15 protein-coding genes and 1 riboswitch are annotated in these 17352 nt (G+C 66.0%); of the genes, 7 read left to right on the forward strand and 8 right to left on the reverse strand.

Features of this window, described 5'->3' with window-relative positions; translation table 11 throughout:
• Positions 1 to 67: 67 nt before the first annotated feature.
• The 6 genes from KHN93_RS17165 to KHN93_RS17190 all read left to right on the forward strand — a co-directional run bounded on the left by KHN93_RS17165 (position 68) and on the right by KHN93_RS17190 (position 5820).
• Entirely contained in the window at positions 68 to 1468 is a 1401-nt protein-coding gene (locus KHN93_RS17165; RefSeq protein WP_039519021.1) for an amidohydrolase, read from the forward strand.
• Positions 1465 to 2745 (forward strand): amidohydrolase family protein, encoded by a 1281-nt coding sequence (locus KHN93_RS17170; protein WP_039525514.1) that lies wholly within the window; start codon positions 1465 to 1467, stop codon positions 2743 to 2745. Before KHN93_RS17165 ends, KHN93_RS17170 begins: the two co-directional genes overlap by 4 nt.
• Before the next feature lie 139 nt (positions 2746 to 2884).
• Positions 2885 to 3091, forward strand: a complete 207-nt coding sequence (locus tag KHN93_RS17175; protein ID WP_104560029.1) for a hypothetical protein — start codon at positions 2885 to 2887, stop codon at positions 3089 to 3091.
• The gene (locus KHN93_RS17180) at positions 3088 to 3504 is read left to right on the forward strand and encodes a ribosomal maturation YjgA family protein (protein ID WP_104560030.1); all 417 of its coding nucleotides are present in this window, start codon (positions 3088 to 3090) and stop codon (positions 3502 to 3504) included. The genes KHN93_RS17175 and KHN93_RS17180 overlap by 4 nt, the downstream gene beginning before the upstream one ends.
• 141 nt (positions 3505 to 3645) lie before the next feature.
• Positions 3646 to 3972, forward strand: coding sequence for a membrane protein (locus KHN93_RS17185; RefSeq protein WP_024938943.1), 327 nt, complete (start codon positions 3646 to 3648; stop codon positions 3970 to 3972).
• Positions 3973 to 4218: 246 nt separating this feature from the next.
• The gene (locus tag KHN93_RS17190; RefSeq protein WP_104560176.1) at positions 4219 to 5820 is read left to right on the forward strand and encodes a rhamnogalacturonan lyase B N-terminal domain-containing protein; all 1602 of its coding nucleotides are present in this window, start codon (positions 4219 to 4221) and stop codon (positions 5818 to 5820) included.
• A gap of 290 nt (positions 5821 to 6110) precedes the next feature.
• Here KHN93_RS17190 and KHN93_RS17195 read toward each other — a convergent pair whose 3' ends face one another.
• Positions 6111 to 6911 (reverse strand): GH12 family glycosyl hydrolase domain-containing protein, encoded by an 801-nt coding sequence (locus KHN93_RS17195; RefSeq protein WP_104560031.1) that lies wholly within the window; start codon positions 6909 to 6911, stop codon positions 6111 to 6113.
• A 370-nt stretch (positions 6912 to 7281) separates the two neighbouring features.
• On the reverse strand, positions 7282 to 8097 hold the full coding sequence (locus KHN93_RS17200) for a GH12 family glycosyl hydrolase domain-containing protein (protein ID WP_016902289.1): 816 nt from the start codon (positions 8095 to 8097) through the stop codon (positions 7282 to 7284).
• Between the two features lie 480 nt (positions 8098 to 8577).
• On the opposite strand from KHN93_RS17200, the gene KHN93_RS17205 reads away from it, so the two are divergent.
• A complete protein-coding gene (locus tag KHN93_RS17205) occupies positions 8578 to 9522 on the forward strand; it encodes a DegV family protein (protein WP_104560032.1) in 945 nt (314 codons plus the stop codon).
• Between the two features lie 1392 nt (positions 9523 to 10914).
• On the opposite strand, the gene KHN93_RS17210 is transcribed toward KHN93_RS17205, so the two are convergent.
• The 6 genes from KHN93_RS17210 to KHN93_RS17235 form a co-directional block, all read right to left on the reverse strand.
• Entirely contained in the window at positions 10915 to 12495 is a 1581-nt protein-coding gene (locus KHN93_RS17210) for a CocE/NonD family hydrolase (protein ID WP_211920885.1), read from the reverse strand.
• Between the two features lie 345 nt (positions 12496 to 12840).
• Positions 12841 to 13815 carry a thiamine-phosphate kinase gene (gene thiL, locus KHN93_RS17215; RefSeq protein ID WP_047129305.1) on the reverse strand — a complete coding sequence of 325 codons (975 nt, stop codon included), beginning with the start codon at positions 13813 to 13815 and terminating at the stop codon, positions 12841 to 12843.
• A gap of 110 nt (positions 13816 to 13925) precedes the next feature.
• Entirely contained in the window at positions 13926 to 14405 is a 480-nt protein-coding gene (gene nusB, locus KHN93_RS17220) for a transcription antitermination factor NusB (protein WP_016902286.1), read from the reverse strand.
• The gene (ribH, locus tag KHN93_RS17225) at positions 14402 to 14866 is read right to left on the reverse strand and encodes a 6,7-dimethyl-8-ribityllumazine synthase (protein ID WP_211920887.1); all 465 of its coding nucleotides are present in this window, start codon (positions 14864 to 14866) and stop codon (positions 14402 to 14404) included. Before ribH ends, nusB begins: the two co-directional genes overlap by 4 nt.
• Positions 14867 to 15143: 277 nt before the next feature.
• Entirely contained in the window at positions 15144 to 16283 is a 1140-nt protein-coding gene (ribB, locus tag KHN93_RS17230) for a 3,4-dihydroxy-2-butanone-4-phosphate synthase (RefSeq protein WP_039525502.1), read from the reverse strand.
• Positions 16280 to 16882 (reverse strand): riboflavin synthase, encoded by a 603-nt coding sequence (locus KHN93_RS17235; RefSeq protein WP_039512445.1) that lies wholly within the window; start codon positions 16880 to 16882, stop codon positions 16280 to 16282. The genes ribB and KHN93_RS17235 overlap by 4 nt, the downstream gene beginning before the upstream one ends.
• Positions 16883 to 17044: 162 nt before the next feature.
• A riboswitch (FMN riboswitch) is annotated at positions 17045 to 17223 on the reverse strand.
• Positions 17224 to 17352: the final 129 nt, after the last annotated feature.

Consider the following 17352-nt stretch of genomic DNA (forward strand, 5'->3'; position numbering starts at 1 on the left):
GCACTTGGCAAGCACGCCGCCGGCCGCTAGGTTTGCGGCTGACGTTTTCGTTGCACCGGGGAAATCCATGCGTTCCATCCTGTTCGCCGCGCTCGGCGCGGCCGTGCTGTGCGGTCCTGTGTCTGCGGCATCGCGTTTCGTGCAAGACCCCTATCCCAGCACCTACCGTGCGCTCGCGTCCGCTCCGGTATTGATCCAGCACGCCACCGTGCTCACAGGCACCGGCCAGCGGCTGGACGATGCCGACGTGCTGCTGCGCGACGGCAAGGTGGCCGCGGTCGGGCGCGGGCTGGAGGCGCCGGCCGATGTGCGCCGCATCGACGGCACCGGCAAGTGGGTCACGCCCGGCATCATCGACGTGCACTCGCATCTGGGCGTGTATCCCAGCCCCGGCGTCAGCGCGCACAGCGATGGCAACGAGATGACCGCCCCGGTGACGCCGAACGTGTGGGCCGAGCATTCGATCTGGCCGCAGGATCCCGGCTTCGGCACCGCCCTGGCCGGCGGCGTCACCTCGCTGCAGGTACTGCCCGGCTCGGCCAATCTGATTGGCGGGCGCGGCGTCACCCTCAAGAATGTCGCCTCCACCACCTACCAGGGCATGAAGTTTCCCGGTGCCCCCTGGGGCCTGAAGATGGCCTGCGGCGAGAACCCCAAGCGCGTGTATGGCCAGAAGGGTGGCCCCGGCACGCGCATGGGCAACGTGGCCGGCTACCGTGCCGCCTTCATCGATGCGGCCGAGTACCTGCAGAAGAATGCGCCGAAGAAAAAGACCGCGAAAAAGCGCCATTGGTGGAGCAGCGGCGGCGACAACGACAGCAGCGGCGATGCCGGCGGCAAGCGCGATCTCAAGCTCGACACGCTGGCCGGCGCGATCAACGGCGACATCCGCGTGCATATCCACTGCTACCGCGCCGACGAGATGGCGACCATGCTTGACCTGTCCAAGGAGTTCGGCTTCCACATCGCCGCCTTCCATCACGGCGTGGAGGCCTACAAGCTGGCTGACCGGCTGGCGCAGGAGAACGTCTGCGGCGCGCTGTGGGCCGACTGGTGGGGCTTCAAGATGGAAGCCTTCGATGGCATCCAGGAAAACATCGCGCTGGTCGACAGGCCGGCCAACAGCTGCGCCATCGTGCATTCGGATTCGGAAGAAGGCATCCAGCGCCTGAATCAGGAAGCGGCCAAGGTGCTCGCCAATGCGCGCCGCAGCGGAATGGAGATTCCGCCCGAGCGTGCGATCCGCTGGCTCACCAGCAATGCCGCCAAGGCGCTTGGCATCGAGCAGCAGACCGGCGCACTGGAGCCGGGCAAGATGGGCGATATGGTGGTGTGGAACGGCAATCCCTTCAGCTCCTACGCGCTGGCCGAACAGGTCTATATCGACGGCGCACAGGTCTACGACCGCCACGATCGCCGCCTGCAGCCGGTGTCGGACTTCATGCTCGGCCAGGAGGTGGCGCGATGAGCCGCACAACTGGAATGCGCCCGCGTCTGCGCGTGATCTCCGCGGTGGTCCTGGCAGTGCTTGCATTGCCCGCATTCGGCCAGCAGGTGCTGATCCGTGGCGCAACCGTGCATACCGCCACCGCACAAGGCACGCTGCGCAATACCGATGTGCTGGTGCAGGGCGGCGTGATCCGCGCGATCGGCAGCAACCTGGCCGTGCCGGCCGATGGCCGCGTGGTCGAGGCCAGGGGCCGCCCGCTGACGCCGGCCCTGTTCGGCGGCATCACCGAGATCGGCATCGAAGAAGTCTCCGGCGAAGACAGCACCGTGGACAGCGGCGTCAAACTCAGCGACCAGCCGATGCGTCCGGAATTCGACGTCACCCTGGCCTACAACCCCGATTCGGTGCTGGTGCCGGTGGCGCGCGTGGAAGGCATCGGCTTCACCGCGCTGGGCGCGACCACCAGCGGCGCCTTCATCGCCGGGCAAGGCGGCGTGGTGCGGCTGGATGGCAGCCCGGACCCACTCGGCCCGCATGCCCTGTTCATCCGCATCGGTGCGGCGGCCTCCGATCTCACCGGCAGCTCGCGTGCCGCGCAATGGATGCTGCTCGACCAGCTGGTGGCCGAAGCGCGCGGACGCGTGCCGGCCGACTCACCGCATGCGCTGCTGACCCCGGTGGGCCGCAGCGTGCTGGCCACGTACCTGGCCGGGCAAGGCCGCATCGTGGTGCAGGTGGAGCGTGCCGCAGACATCCGCCAGTTGCTGCGTTGGGCGCAGCGCGAAAAGGTGCGCATCGCCATTGCGGGCGGCGCCGAGGCTTGGAAGCTCGCGCCGCAACTGGCGCAGGCCAGGGTGCCGGTGCTGGTGGACGCGCTGGCGGACCTGCCGTCCACCTTCGACCAGATCGGTGCCACGCTGGAAAATGCCGCACGGCTACGCGCGGCCGGCGTGGAGGTGAGCTTTGCCCAGAGCGGCGATGCCTCGCATAACGCGCGCAAACAGCGCCAGCTGGCCGGCAATGCGGTGGCCAACGGCTTGCCGTGGGAAGCCGGCCTGGCCGGCCTGACCCGGGTGCCGGCAGAGATCTTCGGCGTGGCCGATCGCATCGGCAGCATTGCGGTCGGCAAGCAGGCCGACCTGGTGCTGTGGGAAGGCGACCCGCTGGATGTCGCCCACTACGCCGAGCAGGTGTGGCTGGGCGGTCGCGACATGCCGATGCGCTCACGCCAGACCGAGCTGCGCGAGCGTTACATGCAACCGGCCGGCGCGTTGCCGCGGGCCTATCTGAAGTGATCGGGAGCGGCGTGCGGTTGCGCGCGCCGCCGTTGCGATACCGCCACATTGCGACAGCTGCCGGCGCCGCGTGCGCTGGCACACTGCATGCCTTGCTCGCCGGCACCGTGCCGGCGGCATCGTCTGCAAAGGACTGGCCATGCGCTTGTTATGCATCCTGATCGCATCGCTGGTCTTGCTCCCGCTCCTGGCGCAGGCGACCTTGCAGGTGATTGCCGAAGCGAGCGATCCGCCCGGCCGCTGGCAGGTGCAGGTCACGGTCAAGGACCGCCGGCGTGGTGTCAGCATTCCGCTGACCGGCGCGTTCACGCTCGGGCGCCAACGCACCCGCGTGCCGGCGCAATGAGCCGCATGGCGTTGGGCGTGCGCTGCGTCTACCTGCTGATCGCGCTCGCCGTGTTTGTCATCGAAGTGGCGATCGGCGCTGGCAGACTTGGCGGGCCGTGGGTCCGCGGCAGCCTGGGCGATGTGCTGGCGGTGATCCTGGTGTATTGCGGATTGCGCGGTGTGCTTGCGCTGCCGCCACGCTGGACGTGCGTGCTGGCGGTGGCGATCGGGTGCCTGATCGAAGGGCTGCAGGCGCTGCATCTGGCCGACCGGCTCGGGCTGCGCCCTGGCAGCGCGGCCTACATCGCGCTTGGCAATACCGCCACCGTGCACGATCTGCTGATGTATCTGGTCGGCGGTGGCGTGGCGTACATCGGCGATGTGGCGTCGTGCCGCATCGCTGCGTCTTCCCGGCGGCAAACGCCGCATTGATGCATTCCTTCGGGCCTACCGCATGTTCTCCGTCTCCTCATTGGCACAGATCGACAGCGTTGGCGTCCTGTTTCGGCAGCAGCAGCGGCGTGCCTGCGCCACCGCTGCGTCACCGTGACCTCGCTGTTCCAGGGAGGCGGCTTGCGCTCGATCGATCGCGTCGTACTGCGCCAGGCGCCGGCCAACCTGCTACGCGGGCTGGAAGCGGTCGGCGGGCGGCTGATCCTGACCGCCGATGCGCTGCACTTCCAGCCGCATCCCTACAACATACAGACCCGGTCGTTGACCGTGCACCTGAGCCAGATTGCAGCAATGCAACCACGCTGGACGCGCCTGTTCGGCCTGCTGCCGGTGGCGCCAACCTCGCTGGCGGTGCAGCTGCACGACGGCGGCGAGCACCGTTTCGTGATCGGCAAACGCGAACAGTGGATGGCTGCCATCGCCTCGGCGCGCGACGCCCTGGGCTAACGCTGCCCGACAAGCGCGGCCGCACTGATGCGCAAGGGCGCCTGCCCGACTGGCGCACCGCAATGCCCTGGCGTCGTCCCACCTGCCTGCGCATCGCAGAGAGAGCGTGAACTGCGCTGCGTTTCAGCACTGCATTTTGTACGCGGTGCACGCTCTGCAGGTCCGGCCATCGCCGCCGTTGTCCAGCCCGCCTAGCATCGCGCGTCGGCACCATAGCGACGCCCCTACTTCGGCATGGAGATCGATATGCCCCGCCCTATCCTGCGCATCCTGGCGTGCACATTGTTCCTGTACGGCAGCGTCAGCGCGCCGGCCATCGCCGCATTTGGCGTCACCCGCAGCGGCGACCGTGTGGTTGTCGATACCGGCGCCGAGCTGGTGTTTGCGGTCAACGCCGGCAACGGCGACATCGTCTCGATGCGTTATCGCGACAACGAGCTGCAGACCACCGAGTCCAAGGGCTCGCAGATCGCCTCCGGCCTGGGCAGCGCCAGTGTGGAAGCACGCGTGGTGGGCGCCACGATCGTGGTTTCGGCCAAGGCCGGCGACCTGACCCAGTACTACATCGCGCGCAAGGGCCGCAACGCTATCTACATGGCGACTTATGCACCGACGTTGCTGCCGATCGGCGAGCTGCGCTTTGTCACCCGCTTGAACGTTGCCAAGCTGCCCAATGCGCAGCAGGAGCCCGACTCCAATGTCGGCAGCCCGGTGGAAGGCGAAGACGTGTTCCTGCTGCCGGACGGACGCACCAGTTCCAAGTTCTATTCGGCGCGCCGCATGATGGACGACCAGGTGCACGGGGTCAGCGGTTCGGGCGTGGCGGTGTTCATGCTGATGGGCAACCGCGAGCGCAGTTCCGGCGGGCCGTTCTTCAAGGATATCGCCACCCAGAAAACCCGCGTGACGCATGAGCTCTACAACTACATGTATTCCGATCACACCCAGACCGAGGCATTCCGCGGTGGCCTGCATGGGGTGTACGGGCTGCTGTTCACCGATGGCGGGACGCCTTCCAGCGCGCAACTGGACACCGCTTTTGTCGATGCAACGCTGGGTTTGACCGGTTATCTCGCCAGTGACGGGCGCGGAGCGCTGAGCGGCCGGGAGAGCGGCGTGCTGTCCGGCCAGCCTGCCGTGATCGGCCTGCGCAACGACCAGGCCCAATACTGGGCCACCGCCAACGGCAGCGGCGATTACCAGATTGCCGGCGTGCGCTCGGGACGCTACCGCATGACGCTCTACCAGAACGAACTGGAGGTCGCGCAACGCGATGTGGAGATCCACGCCAACGCGACCGCGCAGGCGGCACTGCAAGCTGTTGTGCTGCCGGGAACGCTCAAGTGGCAGATCGGCACGGCCGATGGCACGCCGGCCGGTTTCCGCCATGCGGATCTGCTGCCACGCGCGCATCCATCCGACAAGCGCATGAGCTGGGTCCCGGTGGCCTACACGGTTGGATCGAGCAGCGCGGCCAGCTTTCCGGCAGTGCAATGGCGCGGTATCAATACCCCGACCCGTATCGACTTCACCCTGGGCTCGAGTGAAGTGCGTGGCTATCGCCTGCGCATCTTCGTGCCACTGACGCAGGTCGGCGCGCGCCCGCAGATCAGCGTCAATGCGCGTTGGAATGGCCCGGTGCCGGCCGCGCCCACGCAACCCAAGACACGCGGCATCACCCGCGGCACATGGCGCGGCAACAACACGCTGTATGAGGTGGACATCCCGGCATCTGCGCTGCAATCGGGCAGCAACCGGATCGAGATCGGCATCGCCTCGGGATCGCCGGATAACGGCTTTCTCAGCCCGGCCGTGGTGTTCGACAGTATCCAGTTGGTGGCGCTGTAAGCACTTTGGCGAGCGGGATGGCCGGACAGACAAGGTCTCACACGCATCACAGAGTCCGTGGCACGTGCCGCATTTGATTGGCACGTTCGCAGGGCTGGCGATGGCAGTGCAAGACACACCGATGTCGCATTCACCGCACGCGGCTGCGTACGGTGAGTGCGGTGGTGCATAAGATTCCGGAAGCGGAACGCCCTAACAATGCATGGTCAATGCACGCCGTCATGCATAAGCCGTACGCGCTGACTCGGCCTGCCTGACTGCCGTCAGTCGATCGCTGTCGGCAAGCATGCTTACTTGGCGGCAATCGACCCGCTGAGCGACACCGTACCCATGCCGCCGGTGACCTCGAAGCCGCCTTCCACCACCTGCAGATACAGCGCATTGCTGTAGCGGCCATCGCTGGCACGCAGGTCCTGCAACCTGGTCAGGAAGGCCTTGACGTCGACATTGACATTGCCCTTGGCAGGCAAGGCATTGCTGTTGCCGGCCGTGCCATGTGGAATGAAGGTATAGACGTAATAGCCGGCGGCATCGTTGTTGCCTTCCCACAGGTCGTAGGTGACGCCGCCTGAGGTGATGGCATTGGAGGTCGTCAGGGTGCCAAGCGGATACGAATTGTTGGCGCCCCAGATCATCACTTCCAGCTGCGGATTGCCCTTGCTGGTGTCCTTACGGAAGAACAGGTCGTAGGCGAAATCGCCGGTCTGCCCGCTGCCCTTGGTGGTGAATGCCAATGCGCCGCTCAAGCTGGCGATCTTGGATACCTGATGCGGAAAGTAGCTGTCGGTGGCCGGGTTCATCGTGTAATGCCAACCGCGGCAGATCGCCGGGTAGCCATACAAGGTGCCGCTGGGCAGGTTGTAGCTGATTGTCATGCTCGGCGTGCTGCCCGACCCGAACGTCGCCTGGATATTATTGTTTTTGTCGTTGAAATTATTGTTGTACGCGTACTGCGTGCCGTAGACCTTGGTCTGGCCGGTATAGGCACTGGCGCTGGCAGCGGCCAGTGCCAAGGCCAGCGCAGCGGCGCGCGGCAATGACAAGCCGCAACGCAGGGACAGCAGCGAACGAAAACCGTCGTGCACTTGCATGGGGTGTACTCCGATGAGGGATGATTGGACACAGGTCCCCACCACAACGGCGCAACACCGCGCAGTGGATGACCGACCCTTGCACATCCGGCACCACAACGCAGGCGCGCGGTCTTCCGAATGTCCACGCACTGACGGGGCGCAGATGTGGTCATCCATGCGAACCGGTCACGGTGGCCTCATCCAGTACGCGAGGCATGCAATGCATGCGCCGCGCACACGCCACCTCATTGACTCTCAAGCGGTCGGCAATCGTCGACGATTATCTTCAAGCCAGCGCAGCAGATGCGGTCACCGGCGTGCGGTGTGCTGCACGCCGGTCTCCAACGCCAACTGCTCACCTCAGCCATGCGGCCGATGGGCGCTGTACTTACTGCGCATCCAGCGTCGCGCTTACCTTGGCCCAGCCATTGCCGCGCACCACTTCAAAACCGGCTTCGGCTGCATGCAGATACATGCTGTTGTTGTAGCGCCCATCCTTGGACCGGTTGGTCTGCAACCAGTTGAGGAAGGGCTTGGCGTCCACGTTGAGGCTGCCGCTGGTCTTAAGCGTGGCCTGCCCGGCGGTGCCGGTCGGAATGAAGGTGTAGACGTAATAGCCGGCACCGGAGTTGAAGCCCTCCCACAGGTCGAAGGTGCGCCCGCCCGCGGTGATCACCTTGCTGGCAGTCAGTGTGCCGATCGGCCAGGAGTTGTGGTCGCCCCAGATCATCACTTCCAGCTGCGGGTTGCCCTTGGCGGTATCCCAGCGGAAGAAGATGTCGTAGGCAAAATCGCCTGCGAGATTGGTCCCGCCGGCGCTGTAGGTGAACTTGAGCGGGATCTTGCTCAGCGAGGAAATCTGCCGCGGAAACAGCGTGTCGCTGGTCGGGTTCCAGTCGTAATGCCAGCCGCGCACGATCGCCGGATAGCCATAGAGATTGTAGTCGGCGAAGTTGAAGGTGACGGTCAGCTCGGGCGTGCTGCCGGTGCCGAACGTGCCCTGGATGATGTTGTTGGGATCGTTGAAATTATTGACCCACGCATAGTGGTTGCCGAAGACCTTATAGGGACCGGCCAGCGCCGCCGGCGCCAGGGCGACCAGACCCACGGCCAGTGCAGCCTTCCACCAGCGCGATGCGCGCCGCCGTGTAGTCGGCGCCTGTGCGCCGGTCTGAGTAAGGGTGCTGGATTGGCTGTTCTGCATGTTGACTCTCTCCGTGTGGGTTCAGCGCGGCGATGCCGGTGCGGCAGCGTCGAGAAGCCGCTTTGCAGCGGTCGCGTTGGACCCTAGCAGCGGCCTTGTGACGGGAGCTATAGCAATTGCGGCAGGCCTCGCTCGTCATCTGCGATAGCGGGCGCTACCTTGCAGCCGAAGCGTGCGCCGATGCTCAGTTCGCAAGGTAAATCGCAGTGCGACAGGATGTACCGGTCATCTGCATGACGGCGCGGTGCGCGCGAATGGTGCAGAGCCACATGGCAGTGGTCTGCGTTTCGGCCACACCTGCGGCTGCTTGCTCCAGGCCCTATTCGGATGCATCGCGCTTGCCTGGTGGCAGTGCGCCGGGCTCCCCTCGCGCGCCCTTGCGTAGGGGGACCCAGCTTTCGGCCGGCAGCCCTACTCGCCTCCGCTGTTTTGCGATAGCGTTCGCAGTTATAGATAACGCAACAGCCGGAGGGGGCGACGATGCGCATCGGAATTGTGGTGGACAGTGCCTGCGATTTGCCGCAGGACTTCATTCAACAAAACAACGTCATCGTATTGCCGATCAGCGTACGCATCGGCGAAGCGGTGTTGGCCGATCACCGCGACGAGGAAGCGACGCTGAGCTTTCTGCAGGCGCATGTGGCCGAGCGTGGGCACGAAGCGGAAACCACGCCGTTCTCTGTCAACCAGATTCGCGACCTGTTCCTGCAACGGCTGGTCATCGACTACGACCACGTGTTCTGCCTGACCATCTCCAAGCTGCGCAGCCAGATCTTTGACAACGCGATGCAGGCCAGCTTCGCGATCCTCAACGATTACAAGCCGATCCGGCAGGCCGCCGGCCACACCTCGCCGTTCGCGCTGCGCGTGATCGATACGCTCAACCTGTTTGCCGGCCAGGGCATCACTGCAGTGGAAGCAGTACGCCTGCGCGCGCAGGGTCAGGGCGTGGCGGCAATCCGCAGCCGGCTCGAACAGCTGGCCGAACACACCTACGGCTACATGATTCCGCGCGATCTCTACTACCTGCGTGCGCGTGCACGCACCAAGGGCGATCGCAGCGTGGGCCTGATCGGCGCCGCGCTCGGCAGCGCGCTGGACATCAAGCCGGTGCTGCGCGCCTACCGCGGCGTCACCGAACCGGTGGCCAAGTTGAAAGGCTTCGAGCCGTCGGCCGAAAAGCTGTTCGGCTTCACCGTGCGCAAGGTCCGCGAGGGCTTGATGACGCCGACCGTGTGCGTGGGCTACGGCGGCGAACTGGCCGAGCTGCACGCCCTGCCCGGCTACGCCGCCCTGCAAAGCGCCTGTCAGACCCACAACGTGGAATTGTTCGAAAGCGTGATGAGCCTGACCGGCATGGTCAACGTCGGCAAGGGCGCACTGGCCGTGGCATTTGCGGCCGAACCGCATACCTTTTCGGCCTGAAGACTAAGGCCGGGGGCGCGGCGCACTCGCCGGTTTCAGGACACGCCGATCTACAGCTGACCTATCCGCGCATCCCGGATCTCCAAAGACAACCACGCACGCCGACCATCTCGACATGTCATGCCCTGCTTGCCCGTGCACAGCGACCCTCTTGGCTGGTCCTTGCCCGCCCACCGTCGCGGGACCTTACGCGGCATGGATGCCGCGTAAGAGCCTACACGGACGTACTTGCGGCGTGTCCCGCGAAGGTGGGCGGGCAAGGGCCCTGCAGCCAAGCCGCGGATCAACCGCTCTACAACTGATCTATCCGTACTGTTCGAGCTCTCGGAACACAACGCCTAAAGCAATCGAGACTTAGAACGTCGTCATTGTCTGGACGCGAACAGATGCTCAATTCAAAAGCTCGGTGAGTCGAGCGCGCAGCGCCCTCACCAATTCCGAGACACGCCGTGAATCCGTCCATGGAGGCTCCTTGGCGGCACCCATGCCGCCAAGGGTCCCGCAACCGGCAAGGACACCGCACCAGGAAGTTTTTAAGTTGCTTAATTGAAAACCGGCTTATTGCTTTGCTCGGCTCGTCTTGGACAACTGATTGGGCATGCTGCTATACAAAAACGCATGCCATGCCTTGCTTGCCCGCGCACATCGACCATCTCGACTGGTCCTTGCCCGCCCACCGTCGCGGGACCTTACGCGGCATGGATGCCGCGTAAGAGCCTACAGGGACGTACTTGCGGCGTGTCTCGCGAGGGTGGGCGGGCAAGGACCCTGCAGAGCCGCAGGTCTGCCACTCTGCAGCTGATCTAGAAGTTTTCGCAGCTAGTTTTCTTCAAAGGCTGGCTGTTGCTGTGCTTGCTCTGCTTAGTCCGGGAAGCTAGTCGAACGTGCGGTGATTCAACAACGCATGTCATGCCTCGCTTGCCTACGCACACCGACCATCTCGACTGGTCCTTGCCCGCTCACCGTCGCGGGACCTTACGCGGCATGGATGCCGCGTAAGAGCCTACATGGACGTACTTGCGGCGTGTCCCGCGATGGTGGGCGGGCGAGGGCCCTGAAGCCAAGCCGCAGACCAACCGCTCTACAACTGATCTATCCGCGCGGGCAATTTACTTCCAGACACAAGGCAGTCAACAGTCGAGTCACAGCGTCGTTTGTTAGATGCGGCCAAAATTCCGGTGAGTCGAGCGCGCAGCACCCTCACCACTTGCGGGACACGCCGTGACTCCATCCCTGAAAGCTCAGTGGGCGGCATCCATGCCGCCAAGGGTCCGCAAGCGGCGAGGACACCGCACCAAAAAGTTAATCGATACTTTCCAAAGCTTGCGCGTTGCTCGGCTTGCATTGAACGATGACCGGACCCTGCGCTATCCGAGTTAGCCCAGCGCAGCGTTATGGCAGCGGCACGTTCAATACCGATGGCGTTGCCGCCGGCGAGGTAAACGTCACCGTGCCACCGCCATCGCTGGCATCGGTGTAGCGCACGTCCTGCGTGTCGATCACCAGCACCAGGCGCTGACCTGCCGGAATCTCCGCAGCAGCTGCTTGCAGCGGCCAATCCAGCGTCACTGCGCGGCCTGGCGTGGCCCCACGTAGCGAGTACGGCGCATGCGTGATCAGTTGCGCCACGCCTAGCGCGTCCATGCGATACAGATAGGCGAACAGGCTCACTTTCGATTGGCTGGGTACCACGGTCACGCGCAGCGATGGACTGCCGGCCAGCCGCCGTAGCGTGTTCGATGGCGCACCCACCCACACTGCCGCGCCGATGCGATTGACCAACGGAATCGAGGTGGTGACCGGCACACCGATGCCTTGCAACAGGCCACTGACCAGGACCACGCCCGAGTCGGCCAACGTCGGCACATCGGTGGCAATGCGCGATTGCCATCCGCTGGCGGTGCCGCCGATCAAACCGCCGGTGGGGCTGAGCAATCCGGACGGTGCGGATAGGCCCAGACGCGTGTTGCCTTGCTGCACCGACGCCCAGTCCGCGTACTCCAGCCATTGCCCCGTGCGCGGCGACAGCCGCACCGGCGCTTCGCTGTCCACGCCGTTACGCAGCTGCTTGAGATGACGATCGAACCAGCGCGTGGTCGCCGTGTAGACCTCGTTGGGCAGGCCGAGCGCGCCCGGCAGTTCTGCGGTGGCATGATCGCCCTGACTGAGCAGCAACTGCTTGGGCCCACGCAACTGGTTGAAGAATGCGATGGTCTGGTTCGGCGGAAACAGGCCGTCGTTGAAGGCATTGCCCAGCAGCACCGCCGTGCCACGCGCATTGAGCGCGGCCACATCGCTTGCCGGGCTGCGCGACGCGGCCTGCGGCAGGAAGCCCTGCACGGCGCCGTCGTAATCGCCAACGGCAACCCGTGTGCTGATCTGCGCCAGATCCGGGCCGGGACGTCCGGTCAACGCGCCGGCACCAACCAACAGCCCAACGCCTTGCTGGCTGACGGTGCGGTTGGAATACAGCGACGCTTCCAGGTCCGCCCAGCCGCTGAGCGCAGCCACGGCCTTGATGCGCGGATCGCGCTCGGCCGCCAGCAGGCTGATGCCCGCGCCATACGAGATGCCCGACGCACCGATCGCATTCGGGTTCGCAGGCGTATGCGCCAGCGCCCAGTCGATCACCGCGCTGACGTCTTCCACCGTGTCGGCGCCGGCGATATCAATCTGCCCGGCCGAATCCCAGAACCCGCGCGAGGTGTAGCTGACGACCACGTAGCCATCGCTGGCCAATTGGGTCGCGCGGCCGAGGTATTCCAGATTCGGCAACGACCAGCTGGCCGGCATCACGATCAGCGGAAACGGCCCGCTGCCCTGCCCTTGCGGCACCAAGACCAGTGCGCCCATCGGCGCGCCGTCCCAGCCGGGAATCCGTTCGTAAGTCTTGCTGAAAGCGCCCGCCACCGCCGACGCCGATGCCACCAGCAACGCCAGTGCGGCGATGCCTCCGATCCAACGCTTGTTCATGCGGATCTCTCCCACGCAAGGCCGGGCCGGGATGGCCCAGCGGCAACTGCCATGCATCCGTGGTTCGGGGGAGAACGTCGCGAACGTACCAGACGGTACGGTATGGCTCAAGGGCCGGGATTCGGGATTCGGGATTCGGGATTCGGGATTCGGGATTCGGGATTCGGGATTCGGGAGGCGGGAGGCGGGAGGCGGGAGGCGGGAGGCGGGATTCGGGAGGCGGGCGCGCCGCAGTCGCGGGCCCGGCCGGCGTGGAAACAACGTGCGCTTATCGTCTGGCCGCTCCCGACCCGCAGACGTTGGCTGCAATGCAGCACGCCCGCGCCACCCTCCTGCGCGCTCAGCTCAGCCGACGAAGTGCTGATATCCGCGTTGCGGCGGCTGCCACGGGTTGCCGTCGGCGTCGTGGACCACCACGCCCGGCGTGGCGACGATCTGGCCGATGCGCGTCACCGCGACTCCGGCGAAGTCCATCGCCTGCGCCACCGCGTCACGGTGTTGCACGGCGGCGGTGAAGCACAGCTCGTAGTCGTCGCCGCCGCCGAGTTGCCAGCCGATGCATTGCAGCGCGCTGATCCCGGTGCTGCGCGGCATCGCCGGCAGTGCCGCCAGCGCCAGCTGCGCGCCCACGCCGCTGCGTTCGCACAGATGGCCCAGATCGGCCAGCAAGCCGTCGGAGATGTCCACACAGGCGTGCGCAAGCCCACGCAAGCGCAGCCCGGCCTGCACGCGCGGCTGCGGGCGCAGCAGGCGGCCGCGCCACAGTTCGTGCAACGGATCGGCCGCCGCGCAGGTCACGTCCAGCTGGCCGGCTTGCCATAGCGACAATGCCGCCGCCGCCTCGCCCGGCGCGCCGGTGACCCAGACGTCATCGCCCACACGTGCGCCATCGCGACGCAGCGCCGCACCCGGCGGCAGGCTGCCGATCGCGGTCACCGCGCACGACAACGGCCCGCGCGTGGTGTCGCCACCGACCAGCGCAATGTCATGCGCATCGGCCAGTGCAAAGAATCCATCGGCGAATGCGTCGACCCATGCGGCATCATCGTGCGGCAACGACAGCGACAAGGTGCACCAGCGCGGCTGCGCGCCCATCGCCGCCAGGTCGGACAGATTGACCGCCAGCGTCTTCCAGCCCAGATCCTCGGCGCGCGTCTCGTGCGGGAAATGCACGCCCGCATTGAGCGTATCGGCGGTGATCGCCAGCTGCTCGCCCGGCGGCGGCTGCAGCAGCGCCGCATCGTCGCCAATCCCCAACGGCACATCCGCACGCGCCGCAATGCGCGCGCGCAAGCGGGCAATTAGATCGAATTCGGGCATGTGGGCGGGAATCGGGAGAAGGGAATCGGGAATCGCAAAAGCTCGTCAGGAGATATCGGAGATGGTGCTCTTACGATTCCCCATTCCCGACTCTCCATTCCCGCGGCGCCTCAGGCGCCGCTAGCGCCCGATTCCACCTTGCGCCACTCCACCGAGGCGCGATCCAGCACGCCGTTGACGTAGGTGTGGCCGTGCTCGGAGCCGAAGCGCTTGGCGGTTTCGATCGCTTCGTTGATCACCACGCGGTACGGCACGTCCTGGCGATACAGCAGCTCGTAGGCAGCCAGGCGCAGCACTGCGCGCTCGATCGCGTCGACTTCTTCCACGCCGCGATCCAGATACGGCGTCAGCGCGGTGTCGAGCTCGGCACGGTTGCTCAGCACGCCTTCGACCAGGTTTTCGAAATAGGCCAGATCGGCCACTTCGTGCGCCTGCTCATGCGCAAACTGCGAGATCACCTGCTTGGCGAACCCGCCGGAAATCTGCCAGGCATACACCGCCTGCAAGGCACGCCGACGCGCGCGCGAACGCAGCACCGGGTCGATGCCGTCGCGACGGACGTGGCGGGCGTGTCCACCGGACTTGCTCATGGCAACAACTCCATCAAATTGACCAGTTCCAATGCCGCAAGCGCGCATTCTTCGCCCTTGTTGCCATGGCTGCCACCGGCACGCGCCTCGGCATCTTCCACGCGCTCGACCGCGAGCACGCCGTTGAGCACCGGCACGCCGGTCTGCAACTGCACGCTCATCAGGCCTTCGGCGCACAGGTCGGCGACGTGTTCGTAGTGGCGGGTGTCGCCGCGGATCACGCAGCCCAGCGCGATGATCGCCGCATGCTGTCTGGATTGCCCCAGGCGGTTGGCGGCAATCGGAATTTCCCAGGCGCCCGGCACGCGGATCACGTCGATGGCGTCCTCGCCGATGCCGTTGCCGGCCAGGCTCTGACGCGCACCGGTGACCAGCGCGTCGGTGATGCGGGCATTCCAGCGGCTGGCGATGATCGCAAAGCGCGCGGTGGTGGGGCGGAGATCGCCTTCGTAGTGGGTCATGCGGGTCGGCAACTCGAGGGGGCGGCAAGTTTAACAGCTGCCGGGGCCGGGGCCTGGCCCGGCCGGTACGTGGCGGCCGGGGTGCCGAAGCAGCCCCGGCCATGTCGCCAGGAAACGATTGTGGAGCGCGCAGCACGGGCTGGGGCAGCTGGCAGCTGGCAGCTGGCAGCTGGCATGGTCGATGCGCAACAACCGCGCGAGCCGTTCGGACAGCGCGGTTCCTGCTGCGCCTCCGGCAACCACCGGACAGCGGCGGCTCCAGGCCGCCCGCGCTACATCAGGGCAGCGCGGCCGCCGGCACCGAGCGCACACCTTCGCCCGCGTGGCATTCCAGGTACTCCACCACCTCCAGCCCGAACCCGGCCAGGCCCACCTGACGCCGCGGCGTGCCCAGCACGCGCAACTTGCCCAGGCCCAGTTCGGCCAGGATCTGCGCCCCGGCCCCGTTGCGCCGCCACTGGCTGACATCCTTGGCGTTGGTGGCCGCTTCCGGCTGCTGGCGCAGCCGTGCCAGCAAGGATTCGCTGTCGCGCGGTGCCGACAGCACCACCATCACGCCCTGCCCTTCGGCGGCGATCGCACGCAAGGCATCGGTGGCGGCCACGCCAAAGTCGTCGCGCTGCCAGTGCAGCAGATCGGCCAGCGGGTTTTCCACCTGCACGCGCACCAGCGTCGGCGTAGCCGGATCGGCAGTGCCGCGCACCAGCGCAAAGTGCAGGTCGTGGGCGATGCGATCGCGGTAGGTCACCAGCGTGAACGGGCCGAACTCGGTGCTGATCTCGCGCTCGTCCACGCGCTCGACGGTGTGCTCGTTGGCCAGGCGGTAGGCGATCAAATCGGCGATCGAGCCCATCTTCAGCCCATGCTCGCGCGCGAACACTTCCAGCTGCGGGCGCCGCGCCATGCTGCCGTCCGGGTTGAGCACTTCCACCAGCACGCCGGCCGGTTCCAGCCCGGCCAGCATCGGCAGGTCGCTGGCCGCTTCGGTATGGCCTGCGCGGGTCAGCACGCCGCCGGGCTGGGAGATCAGCGGGAAGATATGCCCCGGCTGGCTCAGATCCTGCGGCTTGGCATCCGGCCGCACCGCGGTGCGCACGGTGTGTGCACGGTCGTAGGCGGAAATGCCGGTGGTCACGCCTTCGGCCGCCTCGATGCTGACGGTGAAGTTGGTCTGGAACTGCGCGGTGTTGTTGCGCACCATCGGCGCCAGGCCGAGCTGCGCACAGCGCTCGCGGGTCAGCGACAGACACACCAGCCCGCGCGCGTGGGTCACCATGAAGTTGATGTCCGACGGCTTGACCAGCTCGGCCGCCATGATCAGATCGCCTTCGTTCTCGCGGTCCTCGTCATCGACGATCACCACCATGCGGCCGGCGCGCAGTTCCTCGATCAATTCCGGAACGGGTGCGAAATTCATGCCGCACCCCGCGTGCCGAGCAGGCGTTCGACATAGCGCGCCACCAGGTCGATTTCCAGATTCACCGCCGCACCAACCGCGGTTTGCGCAAACGCGGTGTTGGCCACCGTGTGCGGAATCAACGCGACCTCGAAGCCATCCTCATCCACTTCGTTGACGGTGAGGCTGACCCCGTCCACGCAGATCGAGCCCTTCTTGGCGACATAGCGCAACACCGCCGGCGGGGCGGCAAACCGCCAACGCTGCGCCCGTGCATCGCCATGTACCGACTGCACCTGGCCCAGACCGTCGACATGCCCGCTGACCAGATGCCCGCCGAGGCGGTCGGTCGGGCGCATCGCGCGCTCCAGGTTGAGCAACGCACCTTCCGGCAAGGCGCCCAACGTGGTCAGCGACAGGGTTTCGGTGGAGGCGTCGGCCTGGAAGCTGCCGGCGTCGAAAGCGATCACGGTCAGGCACACGCCGTTGACGGCAATGCTCTCGCCGAGCTGCACCGCCTCGAACGGCAGGTTGCCGGTGGCGAAGGTGAAACGCACATCGCCGCCCTGCGGCTGGCGCGCCGCCAGATGGCCGACGCCTTCGATGATTCCGGTAAACATCAGCGCACCCCCGTCGTTGATGACGACAGTGCAGACGGGGTGCGGTGGAAGATCGCGACGCAGCGCGACGGGTGACGCATGGACATAGTCGTTTCTCGCAGGAGTTGAGCGAAAAACGCCACAAGGCAAACAGGCGCGCGCACAGCCGCAAGGCTGCGCGTTGGCCGTCTTCTTTCATCCGGACTATACCGTCGGCCCCGGCATCGCACCGGATCTGCTGACCTTGCGCAGCAGGGGTTTCGCGTGGATCCGCTCAACCCTGGAGTGCAAGCGCTCGCGGGCTCGCATGCTTGCGCATGCCTACCGCCGGTGGGGAATCGCACCCCGCCCTGAAGACGTTCGTGAGTACCGGCGAACCGGTGCGCAAAGTCTAACAGGGCACATCGGCGCGATGGCTGAGCGTGGGCTAAGGCTGGCAGGACACTGCGTCATGTCGGGAAATCCCCCGTAGCCAGGATTGTGAAGGATAT

The sequence above is a fragment of the Xanthomonas arboricola pv. juglandis genome (genome assembly GCF_905367715.1).
In the GTDB taxonomy this organism is placed as follows: Bacteria; Pseudomonadota; Gammaproteobacteria; order Xanthomonadales; family Xanthomonadaceae; genus Xanthomonas; species Xanthomonas arboricola.